The organism is Spirosoma knui (assembly GCF_054780635.1).
On the sequence record NZ_BAAGVY010000001.1, the window covers coordinates 1,028,936 to 1,050,985 of the forward strand.

The 22,050-nt window shown below is 52.7% G+C and carries 9 protein-coding genes; 4 read left to right on the top strand and 5 right to left on the bottom strand.

Annotated elements, in window-relative coordinates; genetic code table 11:
* The first annotated feature begins 68 nt into the window (after positions 1-68).
* A complete protein-coding gene (locus ACYVIY_RS04120; protein ID WP_460975005.1) occupies positions 69-10,451 on the top strand; it encodes a putative Ig domain-containing protein in 10,383 nt (3,460 codons plus the stop codon).
* Between the two features lie 341 nt (positions 10,452-10,792).
* Here the strand turns inward: ACYVIY_RS04120 and ACYVIY_RS04125 are convergent, their stop codons facing one another.
* The 4 genes from ACYVIY_RS04125 to ACYVIY_RS04140 form a co-directional block, all read right to left on the bottom strand.
* Positions 10,793-12,133 carry an agmatine deiminase family protein gene (locus tag ACYVIY_RS04125; protein WP_460975006.1) on the bottom strand — a complete coding sequence of 447 codons (1,341 nt, stop codon included), beginning with the start codon at positions 12,131-12,133 and terminating at the stop codon, positions 10,793-10,795.
* 223 nt (positions 12,134-12,356) lie between these two features.
* Complete coding sequence (locus ACYVIY_RS04130) at positions 12,357-13,253, bottom strand: hypothetical protein (RefSeq protein ID WP_460975007.1); 897 nt, start codon at positions 13,251-13,253, stop codon at positions 12,357-12,359.
* Between the two features lie 190 nt (positions 13,254-13,443).
* Positions 13,444-13,815: a hypothetical protein gene (locus ACYVIY_RS04135; RefSeq protein ID WP_460975008.1), complete on the bottom strand. Its 372-nt coding sequence runs from the start codon at positions 13,813-13,815 to the stop codon at positions 13,444-13,446.
* A 35-nt stretch (positions 13,816-13,850) separates the two neighbouring features.
* Positions 13,851-14,300, bottom strand: coding sequence for a hypothetical protein (locus ACYVIY_RS04140; RefSeq protein WP_460975009.1), 450 nt, complete (start codon positions 14,298-14,300; stop codon positions 13,851-13,853).
* A 395-nt stretch (positions 14,301-14,695) separates the two neighbouring features.
* On the opposite strand from ACYVIY_RS04140, the gene ACYVIY_RS04145 reads away from it, so the two are divergent.
* Genes ACYVIY_RS04145 through ACYVIY_RS04155 form a run of 3 tightly spaced genes read left to right on the top strand, consistent with a single transcriptional unit; the run spans position 14,696 to position 18,931 of the window.
* A complete protein-coding gene (locus ACYVIY_RS04145) occupies positions 14,696-15,175 on the top strand; it encodes a globin domain-containing protein (protein ID WP_460975010.1) in 480 nt (159 codons plus the stop codon).
* Positions 15,141-18,164, top strand: coding sequence for a two-component regulator propeller domain-containing protein (locus tag ACYVIY_RS04150; protein ID WP_460975011.1), 3,024 nt, complete (start codon positions 15,141-15,143; stop codon positions 18,162-18,164). The genes ACYVIY_RS04145 and ACYVIY_RS04150 overlap by 35 nt, the downstream gene beginning before the upstream one ends.
* Positions 18,161-18,931, top strand: a complete 771-nt coding sequence (locus ACYVIY_RS04155; protein WP_460975013.1) for a LytR/AlgR family response regulator transcription factor — start codon at positions 18,161-18,163, stop codon at positions 18,929-18,931. The genes ACYVIY_RS04150 and ACYVIY_RS04155 overlap by 4 nt, the downstream gene beginning before the upstream one ends.
* Positions 18,932-19,360: 429 nt before the next feature.
* Here the strand turns inward: ACYVIY_RS04155 and clpB are convergent, their stop codons facing one another.
* Positions 19,361-22,021: an ATP-dependent chaperone ClpB gene (gene clpB, locus ACYVIY_RS04160; protein ID WP_460975014.1), complete on the bottom strand. Its 2,661-nt coding sequence runs from the start codon at positions 22,019-22,021 to the stop codon at positions 19,361-19,363.
* Positions 22,022-22,050: the final 29 nt, after the last annotated feature.

Genomic DNA, 22,050 nt, shown 5'->3' on the forward strand with positions numbered 1-22,050 from the left:
GGCCTGGTCGATAGGCTGCTCAGGCAGCCTATCGCCATCCTTCCATGAAACGTTAGCCTAGTTTATCTATGAATCAAATTTTACTTTTCTTTCAACGAACTACACGCCTGCGCGTCTGTGTGCTGGTGATGGCGCTGCTCACGCTCAGCCTGACGACCCAGGCTCAGACCATTCGTTACGTCAAACCGGGGGCCTCGGGTACTGGGACTACCTGGGCTAATGCCAGTGGCGACTTACAGGCCATGATCAACGCCAGCGGAGTGCAGCAGGTGTGGGTAGCGGCTGGGGCCTACAAGCCCGGAACCAACCGCACCAGCGGCTTCCGTATGAAGAGTAGGGTGTCTATCTACGGTGGATTTGTGGGCAATGAGACGGACCTGAACCAACGACCGACCATTAACCCCGTTACGGGGCAACCTTCCAGCAGTACCCTCTCAGGCGAGATTGGCAGCACCAACACCGCCGATGACAACTGCTACAATGTGGTCAGCAACAATAGCAATGAAGGGAGCATCGACAGCACAGCCGTACTGGATGGCTTTGTCATTACGGGGGGGAATGCCAACGGGAGTGATAATAATAGCGGTGGCGGTATGATTAACGTACGGACCAATCCAACGGTCCGAAACTGTAGCTTTCTGAGCAATTTTGCCGCTTCGGGAGGAGGAATTCGTAATTTTAATGCCAACGCCATCTTGATCAACTGCTTTTTTCAGGGCAATACCGCTTCCAACAGTGGCGGGGGAATATACAATGATGGCAACAGCAGCCCCCGCCTGGTCAATTGCTCCTTTCAGGGCAATACCGCTACTGGCTTCGGTGGGGGAATGCACAATGACCAAAGCAGCCCCAGCCTGACCAACTGCACTTTTCTGGCCAATACCGCTATCACCGAAGGTGGGGGGATATACAATTACAACCGTAGCAACGCCAGATTGATTAACTGCTCTTTCCAGGGGAATACTACCTCCAGCCTTGGCGGGGGAATGGCTAATAATGCCAGTAATCCGAGTCTGACCAACTGCTCTTTTCTGAACAATACCGCTACTACCCTCGGCGGAGGGATGTACAATCAAATCAATAGCATTCCCAGCCTGACCAACTGCTCTTTTCAGGCCAATAGAGCGAATGGTGGTGGCGGGTGCATGTTCAATACCAGCGGCAGCAATCCTAGTTTAACCAATTGCGTGGTGTTTGGCAATGGGGGAAGCAGTGCCTTTGATAATAGGGGTAATGGGGCGGTGACGCTCCGCTACAGCCTGATCGAGGCTACTGTAACCACCTTCACCGATGCAGGCAACAACATCCGTACGATTGCTTTCCCGTATCTTTCCACAAACTCTACCCAACTCAACCCCTGTTCACAGGCCATCAATACCGGATTTAGTTCGGCCAGTGGGGTTTTAGGAATCAACACCGATCTGGCCGGTAGCTCGCGGGTGTTTGGTGGTCAGATCGACATGGGAGCCTACGAGTTTCAGGCCGCCCCCAACCTTGCTCCTACAATCACCAATCCGTCGATCACCACCGCTACGCAGGGCATTGCCTTCAGTGTAAACTTTTCGGCATCGGGTGATGCGTCTCCCTACGAATACCGTGTGGCCGATGGTGCCTTGCCGACCGGTCTGAACCTGGACCAGACCACAGGTGCATTGAGTGGTACCCCTACCAAGGGTGGCAGCTATTCAATAGTGGTGGAGGGGCGTGATGGGAAGAGTTGCTCAGGGCTGAGTAACACCTATACGCTGGTCGTAGAGGCTGTTCTGCCCAAAATCAGCGGACTGGCCGCTTCATCTGCCTCGGTCTGTGTAGGTACCCCCGTTACCTTCACGGCTACAGTAAGCAACGTATTCGGTAGTTACGACTACGTGCTTACCAACGGTTTCAGAAGCATCAGCGGCACCAGCAGCACAGCTATCTTTAGTCAAACCCTGACGGCTGCTGTTGACAATGGGTGGAATTATACCCTGATTGTGACCAACAATGAACAGACTGGCTGGGCCGAAACGGAGTTGACAGTGAGCCAACAGCCTAAAATTACTGTTTATTATCCCGCTTCAACGTACTGCCGAAATGATGGTGTTCGAATAGCGCCTACTATAAGCAGTTCCGGTATTTTTACGTCGAGAGGAACCTATAGCAGCAGCCCAGCCGGACTTTCTCTTGATCCCTCAGGCATTGTGAATACGGGGGCCAGTAGTCCGAATGCCTACACAATTTCGTACACCTACCCACCCACAGGAGGTTGTCCGGCTACCACTGCCGCTACGGCGCTAACGATCATAGGCGCACCTATTCTTAGTCTGGATGTAACCCAGCCTAACTGTGATGTACCAACGGGAACCATCAGAATTACGGCTACAAGCAATGGTACGCCTGAGTTCTCGATCAATAATGGCGATACCTGGCAGACCAGTAACGTATTTAGCGGTTTGGCACCGGGGCAAACGTACGAAATCATCGCCCGGTCGCAAACTGAACCTACCTGCCTGTCCAGAATATCAACCTCTATCAATTCGCTTCGGAATACGGTACGTATCAGCTACCCGGCGGGGCCTTATTGCCGAAACGCAGGGGATACCTATCCGGCCAGCGTAACAAGCCCCGGAGGGCAAGGTACCTTCACCAGCAGCCCGGCCGGATTGAGCATTGATGCTGCCGGTACTATTATCCCGAATGAGAGTGAGCCGGGCAATTATACGGTCAGTTACGTATCGTCGAGCTGTACGAACGTAACGGCAACAGCCGCTATAACCATCGTAGGTACTCTTGTCATCGGTCTTGACGTAACCCAGCCTACCTGCGCTACGGTTACGGGTACGATCAACGTGAGCGTAACCGGGTTGAGTGGGGTCGAGTATAATATTAACGGAGGTCCCTGGCAACCCAGCGGTCTGTTCAGCGGATTGGCCGCCGGTCAGTTGTACACGGTTCGCGCTCGTCTGGCAAACTCACCCACCTGCGAAAGCAATCTGACCGATATCCCCATCAATGCGGTGCCTACGCCACCGTCGGTAAATAATCCAACCGTCAATACGGCTACGATTGGCGTTGCCTTCAGCCAGAGTTTCACGGCGGTGGGCGGCACGGGAAATGCCAGTTTCAGCCTGGCTAATGGGGCTACGTTGCCTCCAGGCCTGACGCTGAACGCTGTGACGGGTGTCTTGAGTGGCACGCCCACGGCGCTCGGTAGTTTTACGCTTGCGGTGCGGGCTACTAATGCCAACAGTTGTTCGGCGGTGAGCGCTACGTATACATTGACAGTCCAGGAGCCTTTTTCTCCCATCCGTTACGTCAAGCAGGGTGGAGCGGGTACAGGCAGCGGCAGTAGCTGGGCCAATGCCTCGGCCGATCTGCAAAGCCAGATCAATCTGGCGGGCGTGACCCAGGTGTGGGTAGCGGCTGGTACGTATAAGCCGGGAGGTGATGCCAACACGGATCGAGCTATTGGCTTCTCGATGAAAAATGACGTAGTGATCTACGGCGGTTTTGCGAATACGGGGAACCCAGTTCTGGCGGAACGCAATCCCACTAACTTTACTACGGTGCTGAGCGGAGATATTGGTACGCCTAACGACAATAGTGACAATAGCTACCATGTAGTCAACAACGATCAGACGGGAATCACCAGCACAGCCATTCTGGATGGCTTTATTATCACGGGAGGCAACGCTAGCGAAATTGGTAACAATTCGGTTGGTGGGGGGATGATTAATGTATTGACCGATCCGATAGTACGCAACTGTATCTTCCAGGACAATACCGCTTTTTCCAGCGGTGGAGGAATGTATAATTATAGCAGCGGCCTCAGGCTGATCAACTGCTCTTTCCTGCGTAATACTACTCTGGGTAATGGGGGGGGGATCGACAATATTGGCAGTGCTGCCAGCCTGATCAACTGCTCCTTCCTAAGCAATACTGCTGGCAGTGGCGGGGCGATGAGCAGTGAAACTAGTAATCCCAGTCTGACCAACTGCTCCTTCCTAAATAATACTGCTATCAGAAATGGGGGGGCGATGTTCAACTCCGACGGTCCTAGTCTGATCAATTGCTCTTTTCAGGGCAACACCGCTAACTCTGGCGGGGTAGTCTATGGCAATACCAACAACAGCAGGCCTAATCTGACTAACTGCGTATTGTTTGGAAATGGAGGAGCCAACACGTTGATGGTTGGTGGCCAGAGATTGACGCTCCGCTACAGCCTGATTGAGGCTTCCGTAACTGGCTATACCAATGGGGGTAACAATCTGACCACTACGGTTTCTCCTTTTGCCTCTACTACCTCTACCCAGCTTAACGGCTGTGCTGCGGCCATTAACACCGGCAGCAACGCGGCTTACAATGGCCCCGCCACCGATCTGGCGGGCAACCCCCGGCGCTACAACAATGGCACCGTGGACATGGGGGCTTATGAGTACCAGGCCAACCCCAATCCGGCACTGATCGTGACTAACCCAGCTATCACTACTGCTACAGTGGGGACGCCTTTCAGTCAAACCTTCACGGCATCCGGTGGCGTGTTTTCTTACAGCTTAAGTCTGGTTAATGGTGCTACGTTGCCCACCGGTCTGACGCTGGCTACGTCGGGCGTGTTGAGTGGCACACCTACCCAGACGGGTATTTTATCCCTCACCGTCAGTGCCCTTGACGCGCTGGGTTGTTCAGGAACCAGTGCTACGTACAGGTTGACGGTACAAGATGCGTTTTCACCCATTCGTTACGTCAAACAAGGCGGAGCCGGTACGGGCAGTGGCAACAGCTGGGCCAATGCATCGGCCGATCTCCAAAGCCAGATTGACCTGGCGGGCGTGGCCCAGGTGTGGGTAGCGGCTGGTACGTATAAGCCGGGAGGTGATGCCAACACCGACCAGAGTGTCAGCTTCGTGATGAAGAACGGCGTAACGATTTATGGCGGCTTTGCCACTATCGGCAGCCCTACTTTGGTGGAACGCAATCCCACTAACTTTACTACTGTGCTGAGTGGAGATATTGGGACGCCTGACGACAATAGCGACAATAGCTATCATGTTATTAACAATACGGCGCTGAATGCAACGGCGGTGCTGGATGGTTTTGTGGTCAGTGGCGGTAATGCTGTCGGCTTTGATTCGTTCGACTACGGTGGAGGGATGAACAACGAGGGCAGCAGTCCGACACTTGCTAACTGCTTATTTCTAAATAATTCGGCGGTGTATGGTGGAGGGATAAGCAATGCCAATGCCAGCAGTCCGACATTGACGAACTGCCAGTTCGAGAACAATTCGGCAGACGAGGGGGCAGGGATGAACAATGGAAACAGCAGCAATCCGAGTCTGGCTAATTGTATATTCCGAAACAACTCGGCTTCTGTTGGTGGTGGACTGAAGAATGAGAGTAGCAGCCCAGCACTAACCAATTGCTCGTTTGTGAATAACTCGGGCATTACGTACGGCGGGGGAATCGTAAATTCAAATAGTAGTCCAAGTCTGACCAACTGCCTGTTCCAGGACAATTTTGGCAGCTTTTATGGTGGGGGAGTCAGTAATGAAACGAGCAATCCAGTGCTAACGAATTGCTCGTTTCAAAGCAACTCTAGTGGTTTTCTCGGTGGTGGTGCTCTCTACAATAGTGATAGCAATCCCGTGCTAACGAACTGCTCGTTTCAGGCTAACACGGCCGATAATGGTGGCGCCATAAATAACCAAAGCGGTAATCTCGTTCTGGTGAACTGCGTGCTGTTCGGCAACGGAGGAGCCAACGCAATTTCAGGTGCTGTTTCGGCCAGTTATAGTTTGTTCGAGGCTTCAGAGACGGATTACACAGGCGCTAACAACCTAACCACCACGGTTTCACCTTTTGCGTCTGCCACGTCTACCCAACTCAATGGCTGTGCGCCGGCCATCAATACGGGTAACCCCACGGCTTATAACGGCCCCGCTACCGATCTGGCGGGCAGTACACGCGTGTTTGGCGGTACGATTGACATGGGGGCTTATGAGTACCAGGCGGCTCCCAACCCCGATCTAATCGTTACGAATCCCACGGTTACCACCGCTACGCAGGGTAGTCCGGTCAGTGTGAGCTTTGTGGCATCGGGTGGTACGGCTCCTTACAGCTTTAGCCTGGACAGTAGCAGTTTACCAGCGAGCCTGAGTTTGTCAGCTACAGGTGTATTGAGCGGAACACCCACTCAGTCGGGGAGTTATTCGATCACTGTGCGGGCTATTGATGCCAACGGCTGTTCAGGAGTAAGCGCTACGTATACCTTGGTGATCAACGATGCCACGCCTACAATTACGGGCTTCGCGGCAAACCCTAACTCCGTTTGCATAGGTAGCCCAGTTACCTTTACAGCTACCATCGGCAATTTCTCTGGTAATTACGGTTGGTCACTTTCTAACGGAGGTCCGCCCATTGGTGCCTCCGGTCCAGTCACTTCTTCTACGCTTAGCGTTACGCTGACGGCAAACGGGTCGGGACTGCAAACCTATACGCTGACTGTAACCAATAACGGACAGAGTAGCCAGGCTACAGCCAGTGTCATGGTGAACAGTCTGCCCACCATTGACCTGAGTGCGGCCAACGTCTGCGTAGGGCAAGTCCTCGACCTGTCAGCTACTAATGGCTTGACGAGTTACACCTTCACGGGCCCTACTGGAGTCATTGCCGGATCAGGCAACACCCGTAGCGTGGAGAGTCTGTCGGCAGGAACCTATAGCTTCAGTGTGGCTGGGGCCAATGCCAATGGTTGCGTGAACACCGATGTGGTGAGCGTAACCGTCAACGCTTCACCGATAGCGACGCTAGTCAGCAGCGGTAGTCTGACCTGCTCGGTGACCAGCGTGACGCTGACGGCGAGTGGTGGGGACACGTACCGCTTTGCCGGACCAGGTGTGGTGAGTCAGAGTGCTAACCAGGCGGTGGTGAACACATCGGGCATCTACTCGGTGACGGTGACTAACACCGCCACGGGCTGCTTCAGTGCGACCAGCATCACGATTGATGGGGGCACGGCTACTGTGGTCGTGAGTAATCCATCCACCAGCACCGCTACGGTGGGCCAGGATTTCAGCCAGAACTTCACCGCTCAGGGCGGCAGCGGAACTTATCGCTTTAGTATAGTAAGCAGTAACCTGCCCACTAGCCTGAGCCTGTCGAATGATGGTACGTTAAGGGGGACACCCACGACAGCGGGCAGCTACTCCGTGCTGGTTAACGCTCAAGATCAAAACGGATGTGTAGGGGTGGCCAGCACGGCCTATACGCTAATTGTGAGTACGACGGCTTCCGTGACCACCGCAGCGGCCAGTAACATTCAGGGTACCAGCGCTACGCTGGGGGGCAACGTAACGGCTGATGGCGGAACGCCCGTCACCGAACGGGGCGTAGTCTACCTGATCGGCAGCGGTACCCCTACCACGAGCGACACTAAAGTCGCTATGGGGGTGGGCACGGGGTCCTTCTCCCAGCCCGTTGTCGGCCTAAGTAGCAGCACCACCTACTCGGTACGGGCGTATGCCATCAACGCAGCTGGCACCAGCTATGGTGAACTACAGACCTTTACTACCGCTACGGCTCCTTCAGCCCCTGTAGTCGTTACGCCAGCCAATGGCAGTCAGCAGAATGATAATACGCCGACTTACTCCGGCACCTCAGCACCCACCAGCAGCCTGACGGTATTAGTGGATGGCAACTCGGTGGGTGAAACCCTGGCTGATGCCAATGGGAACTGGAGTTTGACCCCGTCGGTAGCGCTGGCGGAGGGTTCCCATACGGTCAATGCCCGAGCTGAACTGGCAGGTCTGGAGAGTCCCCTTAGTAACACCAACACCTTTTTTGTTGATACGACTCCTCCGGGGGCTCCCGTCGTTACTTCACCAGCCAACGGAGCAACGATTGGTGATAATCTGCCCACTTACTTGGGTACGGCTGAACCCAGCAGCACCGTAACCGTTATTGTCGATGGATCGGCCATTGGCACCACCACGGCCACCGGGGGCGGCAACTGGAGCTTAACTCAGGGTAATCCCTTGGCACCTGGCTCGCATACGGTTAAAGCCAGAGCGAGTGATGGGGTGGGCAACACCAGTGTTGACAGCAATACCAATACGTTTGTGATCGACAACACGCAACCAACGGTGAGCGTGACCAGTTCGGCTACGAGTCCTACCTCTACCAGCCCGATCCCGGTAACGATTACCTTCTCCAAACCGGTAACGGGGTTTGTGGTCAGTGAGATCAGTGTCAGTAACGGTACAATAAGTGAGTTTGCGGGGTCAGGTACTACGTACACGGTGACTGTAACCCCAGTGACCAGTGGGCTGGTGTCGGTCAGCGTACTGGCCAACGTGGCCCAGGACCAAGCGAGTAACTTCAATCAGGCCTCGAATGTGTTGGGCATCCTGTATGCTCCAGCCCCGACGCTGGCTGGCTTTGGAGCCAGTCCAGATGCGGTGTGCGTAGGTAGTCCCGTTACGTTTACCGCTAATGTGGGCAACGTAACGGGCAACTATAACTACACCCTCACCAACGGCGGCAGCAGCCCGCTGACAGGAATGACCAGCGGTGCTGTCTTCAGCCAGATAGTGACCGCTAACGGATCAGATGTACAGACCTTTACGCTAACCGTGACGTTCAATGGGGAGACTGTTCGGTCAACTGCCGATCTGACGGTAAACAGTTTACCCAGCCCAGGTCTGACCAACAGCGGGCCTTTAAGCTGCACCAACACGAGTGTAACACTGACGGCAACGGGGGGCAGCTCCTTTACCTTCACCAACAGCAGCGGTGAGGAACTGCCTGGGTCGGGCAACATCCGCACCGTTTCGGCAGCGGGCACCTACTCGGTGCGGGTAGCTAATGCCAGTGGCTGTGTGAGCACCACCACCACCAGCGTCGACCAGGACAATACGGCTCCGGTGGCCAGTCTGGTCAGCAGCGGTAGTCTGACCTGCTCGGTGACCAGCGTGACGCTGACGGCTAGCCCCAGTGGGCAGCACTATATGTTCAGTGGACCGGGTATCCTCAGTCAAAACGGGAATACAGTAGTGGTCAACGCAGGAGGTACGTACTCGGTGACGGTGAGTAACCCCATCACGGGTTGCAGCAGTACAACCACCACCACTGTGGCTAGCACCACCGCCGTGGTGACGGTGAGTGCTCCGGCTACCACTACCGCTAATTTGGGTCAGGGCTTCAACCAGACCTTTACGGCCAGAGATGGAGTACCCGCTTACAGTTTTAGTCTGGCCAGCGGTAGTTTACCAAGTGGGCTGAGCCTGACCCAGGATGGGGTATTGAGCGGCACGCCAACAGAGTCGGGCAGTTTCGCCATTACGGTTCGGGCGACGGATGCTAACGGTTGTTCAGGAGTGAGCGCTACCTATACGCTGTTGATCAACGATCCAATCCCGACTCTAGCAGGGTTTGGGGCCAGCCCAAACCCTGTCTGCGTGGGTAACCCCGTCAGCTTCACCGCTAGTGTGGGTAACGTAACGGGTAGCTACAACTACACCCTCGCCAATGGGCAGGGAATCTCCCTGACCGGCAGCGCCAGCGGGGCTGTCTTCAGCCTGCAGGTAAGGGCTGCGGGCACGGGCAGTCAGAGCTTCACCCTGACGGTGGAGCAGAGCGGTCAACGGGCTGTGGCTCAAACCAGCCTCAACCTGAGCACCGCACAAGCGTTAAGCCTGAGCAACAGTGGGCCGGTGTCGTTCACCAACGCCAGCGTAACGCTGACGGCCAGCCCTGGCTTTACCAGCTACGTCTTCAGCCCTGGGGCCAGTCAGCCCGGTGGTCCTGCCAGCAACAAGGCTCAAGTGAGTGGGGTGGGTGTTTACTCAGTGACGGCTACTACCAGCGAAGGCTGTTCAGCCACGGCCAGCACGACGGTGACGGGAGGCAACAACCCAACCGTATGCCGGGGAGGCACCGCGGTGATCAGTGTAGCGGTGAGTGGCAACCCAGTTAGGTATGAGTGGTACAAGAACAGTCTGACTACGCCCAAGATCATGGAGACCCCGCAGTTGTTTAGAGGTACGGCTACGTCGAGTCTGACTATTATCAACGCCCAGACTAACACCCAGGGTGACTTCTACCTCAAGACGACGGATGGGGCAGGGACCGTTACTATCTACGGTCCGTACCGGCTAACGGTGGACGCCAGTTGCCGGGCCCGGGAAGCGGCACCATCCGAGTTGACTCTACAGGTGGATCTGGCCCCCAACCCTCTCCAGCAGGAGCGCTTGCGGGCGGTGATACGGGGAGCCGAAGGTAGTTCGTTGCAGGTGGAGTTGGTTGACCTGCGAGGGCGTTTGGTCCGCCAGCAACGGTGGTCAGCGGCTGCTGCTGAACAGGTGATTGATTGGGATCTACAGGGTGAGGTTGGTGGCGTGTATGTGCTGGGAGTGATCAGCCGATCGAGTGTAGATGGGGGTGTCGAGCACCGGAGCGTGAAGGTGATCAAGCCCTAAGACGGTAAGGTCTTCTGAGGGCTCTTTGTTGTACAGACTAGCCCATAAGTAAAAACGTCCGGCTTTTCAGTCGGGCGTTTTTGTTAATGTACTCTCTAAGTAGTCCAAGGCAGGCACCACTTTGTCGAGGTTGTAGAAGCGGATAAATTCTCTGCTGTTTTTATCCGGTCGGCGCTTCATTCATCATCATACCAACGATGGCGTCTTTATACATCCGTTCGGATGAACTTGTACCTACCAATCAACGCCATGCCTACAAGTAATAAACAATAGCTCTTCAAAAGGGTCGCTTACCTTTGAAACCCGCTTCGTGCATCTGTGGAGGTGACGTATCGAGGGGATTACCGGGGCATCTGTCGGGTGATGCAGTGAATGCCGCCCCCGCCGACGTTGATCGCTCTAACGTCTACCCCAATCACCTGCTTGCCGGGAAAGGCCTGATGAAGCCGATGAATCGCTTCGTGATCGTTTGCCATCATATCGGCCGACAAACCAGCGTATTGAGCAACCAGCACCACATCGTTGATGACCAGAAAATTCAGGTAACTGGCAGCTAGGACACCCTTAAAGCCATCGGGACTAATGTTGGACTTCCCCACCGAGGTAAAGTCGAGCGTCGCCATAAGGTTGAACATCTCATCCTGATCGTTCAGGTCGACGTAAAGCGGTTTGACCTCCGGGAAGTCGATGATCTGGAAGGGGTGCCCATCCTGATCAGTTGACTGGGAAAGGACCTCCCGCACGTTCAGCAGCAACTCCCGGCTTTTGGCCACAATCGGATTGGTGGCTGCTTCCTGCTCGCTGGGCGTTTCGGCCAGTAACACCGTATTGGCGTTGATAAACCGCACAAATTCATCGGTATGGCCATTGGTCGTCAGGAGTGTGTAAACGGGTTGAGGGCTGCTGCCAAACGGAACGTTAAAAGGTGCATGGATAACGGGGTGTGCATCGTTTCCCAGAGTGCCTTTCACCCAGATCACCTTTGGGGTATTGAAGAGCCGGGAAAATTCGGTCTCTACCTGCGATTTGCTCCAGGTTGGATTGCGCTGAAAGACCACATCCTCCGATACGATGACGGTACCTTTGCCGTTAAATTCCAGGGCCCCGCCTTCCAAAATGAGTGGAGAGCTGATGTGTGGTACGTTTACCAGCGCAGAAATCTGGCGGTCAACGGTTTCGTCGGTGGCTTGATAGCCAGCAAACTCGGGTAAGGTGATAAATGGTCCCCAGCCCCAGGAGTTGAACTGAAAATCGACCGACTTACGGGTGTTACCGTCTTTGATGAAAATTGGACCCGTATCGCGGAGCCAGATATCAACGTAGTCAATGACGTGAAACGCCAATTTACTGTCGATCAGTGTTTGAGAGACTCCTCTGCTGAGCAGAAACGCTTTGACCACTTCCTGCATGGAGGCATCGGTTACGCACAAATCGACCCGAACCGTGGGCAGCAGGCTCTTCAAAAGTTCGGCATAGGCTTCGGGGGCCGACCAGTCGTGTTTGTTGCTGTAGGAGGGCCAGGCCATCCAGACCGATTCCTGTTCTTCCCATTCGGCCGGTACCCGAACCTGGCTTTCGGGGTTGGTAGGCCGATGGTCGTCCAGAACAGAACAAGACGTGAAAGCGGAGCCGACTAGCAACGATAAGCCGACCAGCCAGGGGCGAAAGGAATTGGTAAACATGAGTGGTAATTGAGGTTTTGATCTGTAAAGGACGATCGAACTTGTCAACCGGTGGGTTACCAGCGGCACTGGATCCTGTAACCTGATATAAACCAGGTTTATGATCCAGTGCTACTACGTTGTAGTCCGGTAGCGGGCGACCAGTAACTACTAATATGAATTAGTAGTTAACGAATGGAATAAAGCGCCGTAGTAAGCTGGCAGAGTTGATTTTAGCAACAGATTACAGTCTCACCTGGTTAATGATCAGACTGTTTCCGTTACCTGACTGCTCGACCAGTGCGTTGTTATAATTGCCGGCCTGGTTCACCGCTGCACTGTTACCGAATCCAGTTTGTAGAATATCGGCCTGGTTAAATTCGCCCCTTGCCTGCACAACGCTGGCCGTGTTATTGAGCCCCCGTTGATCCGTCTTTGCGTAGCCGTTATTACCGTTCTGAACAATTGTCGATGAGCTACCATCAGCGGCCGGGCTTTGCTCTACAGCGGCTACATTTACGTTGCCGTTCTGTTTGATGGCCGCGGTAGCGTTTGTAGCGTAGTATTGACCAATAGACGCTTTATTCTGATTACCACCTTGTTCGATGGTTGCTTTCATCTGGTAACCACTTTGTGAAATTGATGCTTCGTTGTTGTTGCCGTTTTGACCAATCGTTGCCCGGCTATTCTCACTATATTCCAGCGTTACCTGCGCCGTATTGTTGTTTCCGTTTTGCGTAATCACGGATTCGTTTCGTTTGTCGCCCGACAGGTGCTGAATCGTAGCCAGATTGTTATCGCCACCCTGCTTTATAGCGTCCTTATTGTACGATCCAATCTGCCGAATAACCGCTTCGTTGTCGTCACCGGTTTGGGTGATTACGGCCTCGTTGTACTTATCCGCAGCTTGAAGCACATACGCCTGGTTACCGTATGCCGGTTTATTGTCAAACCCCTGGGTAATGGATAAGGAGTTATTCGCCGAAATCTGCTGCGTGTTCGCCTTGTTGTTATTGCCTTTCTGGTCAATGATTCCCTTGTTGTCGGGTCCGGTCTGTTTGGATTCTACGGTGTTTTGGGCAAACGAAAGAGTTGTGTTTAAAAAGCCGAGTGTAAGCAGAATTGAGAACTGAATTTTCATGGTTCGATTAGTGAAAAGTTGTTGATAATGGATGGAGAAGTTCGTCGACTCATCCGCTACGTAACCAGGCATCGTTAGCCCGGCTACGTAGTATTCGTAGTGAAAGGAAAAAAGAGGAACGTAACGGCACCTGCGTACCGATAGCAGGGACCCGCGTATTGGAGAGACAGCAATGCCTGCGGGGGCAACCTTATTCAGTCAGCTTTTTTCGAACGCACTGACCTTCCGTAAAGGTGATTGTCCAGTCGTCCCAAATGCCAACTTCTTTGTTGTTGTAAATCTGCCTCACCACAATGTCACGGGCGCCAGTCTGCACAGGAACGGTGAAAACGGAGGCCGATGCGGCCGTTCCGCAATCAGGAATGGTTGGGCTGGTGGCCGTAATGGCACCCACCAGTTTTTTGTCGATGTAGACATCCAGCCGGTCGAACTTGGAAGCAATCTGGGTATAGACCGTAAAGCGGGCCTGGGGCGTTGGCTCAGCTTCTTTTTTACAGCTTGTTCCAACCAGGATTAGCGCGAAGAAAAGGAGTACTGTCCGGTAAATAGAAAGACGGTTCATTGTCGTAGGTGTTGTTTTTGGAAAAGAGGAATTGATTAAAGCGTTATTTTGATGGGGGCTGAAATTAGATGCTGACACTGGCTGGCCGCGACTGTAACCTGTTGAGGGGCGTAATACATAATCCGGCGCGTACCCTGCATCACTTCACCTTTGAGCGTATACGTACCCGCTTCGGCTTCCACACGCAGCACCGATGCCGACGTTTTGGCGTCGCAGTCCGGCGCCGTTTTGTTACCAAACCCGACGAATCCCCGGGTCAGCGTTCCCACTTTTTTGTCGTCCAGGTAAACGTCCAGTTTGGTGCCCTCATCCACGGAGAGAAACTGTGGGTTGGCCGTAATAAGCAGCGTACCGCTACTCGGAACGGGCTCGACAGCGGCTGTTTCTTTTTGGCAGGCTGCGTGGAGAAAACCGATGCTGGCAACCAAACTCAGCGCCATAAATTTTCGGACGGCGAAGGGTTGTTTCATAAAAAGGGTGTTCATTAGTAAGCTGTTTTTAGAAAGTATGATTGTTGATTTGTCGATGAGCTTAGTTGCCTGATCGACGGGTCAAAAGTAGCGGGCTGGGGAGGGGGCGGTAAAATTTTGGTCGTTCAGATGGGGCAAAATCTAACGGAAACGGGGTGTTTTCTGACTCGAAACGTTTCGGGCAGGTGATCTAGAAGACTATCGGCGAAAGGGTTGGTTATGAGTCTGTTATTCTTTACAGGGTAAGCTTTGGACAGCGCAATTGCACGTTGCTGCTCATCTGAAAAACCCTACAGATAGGAATTCTCTACGCTTTACCGACCGTTTACTACGGCTCGGTTAAAAAAAATTGGCGCTTCCATCTGGTTGCCCAACTTTTGTTGGTAAATCGATTTAGTAGTCTCTTACCTATGAAACTTACCCCCGAACAAATTCAAGTGGTTAAATCCACTTGGGGGATTTTCCGGAACATGAACCCCGCCTTGATTGGGGATGTGTTTTACAGTAAATTGTTTATGGATTATCCCAGCTTACGCCGTTCGTACCCGAAAGACATGACCAGCCAGTACGTGCAGTTGCTGAACATGTTATCGATCATTGTGAGTCGGCTCGAACGGCCGCAAACGCTGAAACAGGCACTGATCGATATGGGTGACAACCGCACCTGGGCTACCGCCGATCATTACCAGAAGATTGGGAAAACGCTGCTCTGGACCCTACAGCAAGGGCTCGGCACCGATTGGAGTCCGGCGGTAGAAGACGCCTGGACGCAGTGTATCAATACGGTTATTGCCTACATGTTTTATGAAGAAAACGCTGCCGACCCTAATCTGGCTGTCAATAACCCTGTGGCTGATGGTCGCCCTGTCCGCCCAGGCTCAGGAAACTGAATTCAATGTTGTTCGATACGACGAAAGCCGGGGGCTGAGCAGCCGGTACGTGCGCTGCATGTTGCAGGATCGGCAGGGATTTATGTGGTTTGGCACACCAGACGGTTTAAACCGCTTCGATGGGCATACGTTTGTTACGTTCCGCAAAAATCCGCTGGACAGTAATTCGGTGGCGGGAAACTACATAAACCGGCTGGCCGAGGATCAGGAAGGGAATATCTGGATTGGGCTGTATACCGGGGGCGTCAGTTGTTACAACCCGCGTCGGGGCCGTTTTACGCATTATCCGTTACGGAACGTAGCAGGTCATAACTTCCAGGGAATCGAAGTGACGGCGCTGTATGCCGATCAGCAGAATCAGATATGGCTGGGCATAAAGGGTGAAGGTATGGTGCATTTGGACCCTAAAACCGGCCAGACCCGCCATTACAACATTGTCACTCTCACCGGCGATGGGGCAACGCAGGCGTTTCAGAAGTTATACAATATCCTGTACCGGATTTATGAAACGCCAACCGGACTGTTTTACCTGATTACGCACGATGGCCTGTATACGTTCGACCGACGAAGTTGTCGAATGCAGGCCCTGCACAATCCGGCGGCCCGCTTGCGTCCGAATATGCACGACGATGTGTTTGGCCCCTATGCCGTGGATGGGGACCTGCTCTGGCTAGGGTCGTGGGCGGGTGGTTTATCGTCTTATAACACCAAAACCGGCGAATGGAAAAACTTCAAATTTGACAAGCGAATTTTGCCGACAACCAATATTATTACCGGAATCGGCTTGCGTGGAAAGGATACACTATGGCTAACGTCGCCGAATCGGGGGTTTGGCTATTTTCACAAGCCTACGGCTACGTTCACGTTCATTGCCGACAAAACAAAGTTTCCTTTCCCGGCCTATTACGAGCTGCTGATTGATAAAGCCGGTACGTTCTGGATGAATGCCGAAGAAGGACTCTTATCGGCCTGGCAACGGGTTAAGCCGTTCGCCTATGTACCCGTGCCGGTTAAGTATTCGGATCACTTTATTGGTCATATCGTTAATAACGTTTTTGAGAACGACCAATACCGGCTGATTGGTACGTGGTGGGCCGATGGATTGCAGGTCTACAACAAACGGACGGGTAAACAGAAGAACCTACCCGTGGATATATCCCTGGGTGAACAACTGCAGCTCATCATGGACATTCAGGCCGACAGCCAGGGGAATATCTGGATTGTATCCCGGGATTATCTGTATCGGTTCGATCCCGTAACCGAAACGCTGGTGAGGATCAAACAACCACCTATCTGGTCGGCGCAGCAACCGACCAATTCGTTCCGACGCATACAGGAAGACCGTCAGCATACGTACTGGCTGGCGACAAACCATAACGGTGTATTTCGGTATGACCCGAAGCGGGAGCAGTACACCCACTACGCACCCACAACGAACCGGCCACTGGGTACGCGCTACATTCGGGGTATTGACATCGACAGGCAGGGGCGCATTTGGGTAGGGGGGAGGGAAGGGTATCTGGCTTTTTTTGACTCGGCGCAGGGTCGGTTCAGGGCCGTGCCACTGGCCTATAACGGAACTAATCCCACGCGGGTAACGTCTTTGCTGGTTGATAGAAAAGGGTTTCTGTACGTGGGCACAGACATCGGGCTGCTGGTCTACGACGCCCGCCAGGCAAACCCCACAGCGCTTCGGTTGTACACGGCGCAGGATGGGTTGAAAGGAGATATTGTTCACCACATGAGCCTGGATGAGTTTGGCAAAATCTGGTGCATTACGGAAACGACGCTTTGTGCACTGAATCCCCAAAACCATCGTATCGATAGCTACGGGCTTCAGGATGGGATTACGTATTCAAATATTGGCAATACGCTTAGCCCATTGCCCGGTGGTTACATGGCGCTGGCTACGAACGCTGGCTATTACCGGTTCAGACCCGCCAGCCTGCGACCGCTCAAGCAAGAGAAAATACCAGTCATTACGTCGTTTCGGGTCTACGACCGTGATTATTATTACCAGAAAGAGTTAAATCGTAACGGGTTTATTCGGCTGGAGCCCGACGAAAATAGCTGCTCGTTCGAGTTTACTATTCTCGACTACAAAGACCCGGATGCGTATCAATACGTTTACAAACTCGATGGCATGGATACCGACTGGGTGCGGGCCGAACGCCGTCGGTACGCCAGTTATACCAACCTGCCGGGCGGGAACTACGTGTTTCGGGTGAAAGCCCTGAACCGGACCGGCGACATGAACGTACCGGAACTGGCCATACCAATCTACGTCGAAACCATTTTCTATGCGACCTGGTGGTTTCGGATTGGACTGGTATTGTTGTTCGTTGGTTCAGTGTATGCCTATTATCGAAATCAGATCCGGAACAACTCCCGAATTTACCAACTGCAAACCAAGGCCAACGCATTAGAAAAAGAAAAAGCATTGGTGATGTACGAAAGTTTAAAACAGCAGCTGAATCCGCATTTTCTGTTCAACAGCCTGACCTCGTTAAGCAGCCTGATTCGTATTGATCAGAAACTGGCTATTCAGTTTCTGGACAGCCTGAGCAAGATGTATCGCTATATTCTTAAAAATCGTGATACGGAATTGGTACCGCTGGAGGATGAACTGCGCTACGTGCAAATGTATATCAACCTGCAAAAGACTCGCTTTGAGGAAGGATTGCAAATCCATATCAGCGTCGACGAAGACATGTACAGCCACAGAATTGTGCCCGTTACCTTGCAGAACCTGCTCGAGAACGCGATCAAACACAACGTTATCACGACGGATACGCCGTTACGTATTTCAATCTATACGGAAGGCGAATGCCTGATTGTTCTGAACAATCTGCAAAAGAAGAAGTTCGTACAGACTAGTAACCGCCAGGGGCTAGCTAATCTGACGTCTTTTTACCAGTATTTATCGGATAAGTCCGTCGATATCCAGGAAAGTGCCGATTCATTTACCGTAAAAATTCCTCTTTTATGAAAGCTGTCATTATTGAAGACGAAACCCTGGTAGCGCGCGAACTTCAGGTCAAAATTGCCAACGTGGCCGATGATGTAGACGTCATTACAATATTACCTAGCCTGAAAACGGCCCGGCATTGGTTTATGCAGAACGCCCAGCCAGACGTCTTATTTATGGATGTGCAGTTGGGCGACGGGATGAGTTTTGAGCTGTTCGACGATTATGCGTTAACGTGCCCGGTTATTTTCACTACCGCCTACGACGAATATGCCATTCGCGCTTTTAAGGTCAACGGAATTGATTACTTATTAAAACCTATTGATGAGGATAGCCTGAAACAGGCCATTGGTAAATGCCGAACACTCCTGAACCAACCCGCGGCTGTCTCGTTCGATGTGTCGGCGCTGCTACGTTCGCTAACGACTGGACAGCTCGTAAATCCGAGCTATAAAGAAACATTTGTTGTTAGTGCCCGTCATCAGTGGATACCCATCAAAACCAAGGACGTAGCGTATTTTTCAAAAGACAGTGTATTATTTCTGAATACGTTCAGTGGAGAACGGCACATTGTGGATTTTACTACGTTAGAAGAAATTGAGGACGTATTGAACCCCAATCAATTCTACCGGGCGAACCGCCAGCATATTGTGAATATCGAAGCCATTAATCGGGTTCGACTGCACGAAAACCAGAAACTAACCTTACTGCTCAAAGCGCCCCTAAAACTGGAAATTGACATTAGCCGGGAAAAGGCCCCGATTTTCAAAAAATGGTTTGATCGATAAGTCCTTCTGCTGTTCGGTTCTCAACACCTATGTTGTGCAGCATTAAAACAAACAGACTATACCACCTTTAGCTGGCATTAACTCGGCAAAATAGCCCATACTAGAATTTGAATCAAATATCTTTCTCCCATTCGTTACGTATCTCCTCAGGTTGACGATGTGAAGCAGTAGCTAATTCGGGTGAAATCCTACCTTGGAATTGCTCAGATAATTTTGGCTCAAGTAACTGAGATGGTGCTGATTCCTGAGGAATCAACTGGATTGCATCTAATTTTTCAAGGTCACGCAACACGGCACGGCCTTCTCACCTAGCACTTCTACAATAGACGTTTGCATAACCGTCAACTTTGGACAGTGTAAGCATAAGTCAATACATTAACAAAAACGCCCGGCTTTTCAGTCGGGCGTTTTTGTTAATGTGTTCTCCAATTAATCAAGTGCAGGAACGACCTTATCGAGGTTGTAGAAGATGATGTCTTCTTTGCCGGTTTCGTCTTCGTTCATCATCATACCAACGATGGCGTCTTTCTGAATCCGTCCCGAAAGTATCTCTTTCGAGAGGGCGTTGAGGATGCGCCGTTGCATGACACGTTTCAGCGGACGAGCGCCAAACGTTGGGTCGAAACCTTCGCGGGCGATGAAGTCGAGAACCTCGTTGTCGGCTTCGAGTGTAATGCCTTGCTCGGCCAACCGCGCCTGGATCTGCTTGAACTGGATGTCCATAATCTTGCGGACTTCGCGCTTGGTCAGCGGCTGGAACATCACTAACTCGTCGATCCGGTTCAGGAACTCAGGACGTACCGTTTGCTTCAGCAACTCGAACACTTCTTCTTTCGTATCGTCAACCACCTGCTCGGCGTTGCGACCGTTGATCTCGGCGAAGCGCTCACGAATGATGTGCGAGCCGATGTTCGAGGTCATGATGATAATCGTGTTCTTGAAGTTCGCCACACGACCCTTGTTATCGGTTAGTCGACCATCGTCCAGTACCTGCAATAGGATATTAAATACGTCGGGGTGCGCTTTTTCAATCTCGTCGAGGAGGATAACGCTATACGGCTTCCGGCGAACGGCTTCGGTCAGCTGCCCACCTTCATCGTAACCCACGTATCCCGGAGGGGCACCAATCAGTCGGCTCACAGCATGGCGCTCCTGATACTCCGACATATCGATACGTACCAGGGCGTTCTCGTCGTTAAACAGGAACTCCGCCAGGGCCTTTGCCAACTCAGTCTTACCAACACCGGTCGTACCGAGGAAGATAAAGGAGCCGATCGGCCGTTTGGGGTCCTGCATGCCCGCGCGGCTCCGACGTACCGCATCGGATACGACCTGGATGGCCTCTTCCTGACCGGCCACACGCTTGCCTAACTCGTCTTCGAGGTGCAGCAGTTTCTCGCGTTCGCTCTGTAACATCCGGCTTATCGGAATGCCCGTCCACTTTGCCACTACTTCCGCAATGTCGTCGGCTGTGACTTCCTCCTGCAAAAGGTTATCGGCGCTGCCATCTTTCTGGGTCAGATCATCTAATCGTTTCTGCGATTCAGGGATGCGGCCGTACCGAATCTCAGCTACTTTGCCGTAATCACCCGCGCGTTCGGCGTTGTCAGCCTCGATACGTAGTTGATCCAGTTGTTCTTTCAACGTCCTGATTTCGTTTACCGATTGTTTCTCGATTTCCCAACGAGCTTTTAATTCGCCACGCTGTTCGTTAAGATCGGCAAGCTGCTTGTTCAACACGGATTCTTTATCCTTATCGTTTTCGCGACGAATGGCTTCGCGTTCAATCTCCAGCTGCATGATACGTCGGTTCAACTCGTCCAACTCTTCGGGAACAGAATCGATTTCCAGTCGCATTTTGGCAGCCGCTTCGTCCATCAAGTCAATGGCCTTGTCGGGCAGGAAACGGTCGGAGATGTACCGGTTCGACAACTCAACCGCAGCGATTACCGCGTCGTCTTTAATGCGAACCCCGTGGTGCAGTTCATACCGCTCTTTGATACCACGCAGGATCGAGATCGCATCTGTTACGTCGGGTTCACCGACCATTACGGCCTGGAACCGGCGTTCGAGCGCCTTATCCTTTTCGATGTATTTCTGATACTCCTTCAACGTAGTAGCACCGATGGCGTGCAGTTCGCCACGGGCCAGGGCTGGTTTCAGGAGGTTGGCTGCGTCCATGGCACCCTCGCCACCGCCCGCACCGGCACCGATCAGCGTATGTATCTCGTCAATGAAGAGAATGATTTCGCCTTCTGAATCAGTTACTTCTTTGATAACTGCTTTCAGGCGCTCCTCAAACTCACCTTTATATTTCGCACCCGCGACGAGCAGACCCAGGTCGAGTGACACAATCGTCTTCGATTTCAGGTTCTCAGGAACGTCGCCCTGCACAATTCGTTGCGCCAGGCCTTCCACGATGGCGGTCTTACCAACGCCGGGCTCACCCAGCAGAATTGGGTTGTTCTTCGTACGGCGGCTCAGGATCTGAAGCACCCGCCGAATTTCTTCATCACGGCCGATGACAGGGTCAATCTTGCCTGTTTGGGCTCGCTCGTTCAGATTGATGCTATACCGCTCCAGCGAACGGTATTTCGCTTCCGCGTTTTGATCTTTCACAGGATTATTTTTACCTCTAAGTTCTTTTATCGCTTCCTTCAACGTCTTCTCGGTAAACCCAACGTCGCGCAATAGGTTTGCAACGGAGTCTTTACCACTAACCAGTCCCAGCAGCATCAGTTCAACGCTCACAAATTCGTCGCCAAACTCTTTCAGTTGACTCGTTGCCCGCTGGAAAGCTGAATTCAGATCACTACCTAAATAAATACCTTGCTGGTGATCCGTCGCACCGGTTCCTCCCGAGATCGTTACTTTCGGATAGCCGTTTATGATTGCATCAAGCGCTAGAGTTAGGCGACTGGAGTCAATGCCTGCTTTCCTGGCCAGGAACCCGACGGTATTCGGATCTTCGTCAAGAATCGCCTTCAGCACATGTCCCGTCTCGACGGTTTGCTGGTTATTTCCCTGCGCCATCTGAGCCGCCTGCTGAATGACCTCCTGCGCCTTAATGGTATAATTGTTAAAGTTCATGGCTTGGTTGGAATAGTGTTCCTGTTCGT

Bases quoted from the DNA above. Each gene is read 5' to 3' on its own strand.
- ACYVIY_RS04120 (WP_460975005.1), top strand. From the start codon at position 69: ATGAATCAAATTTTACTTTTCTTTCAACGAACTACACGCCTGCGCGTC.
- ACYVIY_RS04125 (WP_460975006.1), bottom strand. From the start codon at position 12,133: ATGTTTACCAATTCCTTTCGCCCCTGGCTGGTCGGCTTATCGTTGCTA.
- ACYVIY_RS04130 (WP_460975007.1), bottom strand. From the start codon at position 13,253: ATGAAAATTCAGTTCTCAATTCTGCTTACACTCGGCTTTTTAAACACA.
- ACYVIY_RS04135 (WP_460975008.1), bottom strand. From the start codon at position 13,815: ATGAACCGTCTTTCTATTTACCGGACAGTACTCCTTTTCTTCGCGCTA.
- ACYVIY_RS04140 (WP_460975009.1), bottom strand. From the start codon at position 14,300: ATGAACACCCTTTTTATGAAACAACCCTTCGCCGTCCGAAAATTTATG.
- ACYVIY_RS04145 (WP_460975010.1), top strand. From the start codon at position 14,696: ATGAAACTTACCCCCGAACAAATTCAAGTGGTTAAATCCACTTGGGGG.
- ACYVIY_RS04150 (WP_460975011.1), top strand. From the start codon at position 15,141: ATGGTCGCCCTGTCCGCCCAGGCTCAGGAAACTGAATTCAATGTTGTT.
- ACYVIY_RS04155 (WP_460975013.1), top strand. From the start codon at position 18,161: ATGAAAGCTGTCATTATTGAAGACGAAACCCTGGTAGCGCGCGAACTT.
- clpB (WP_460975014.1), bottom strand. From the start codon at position 22,021: ATGAACTTTAACAATTATACCATTAAGGCGCAGGAGGTCATTCAGCAG.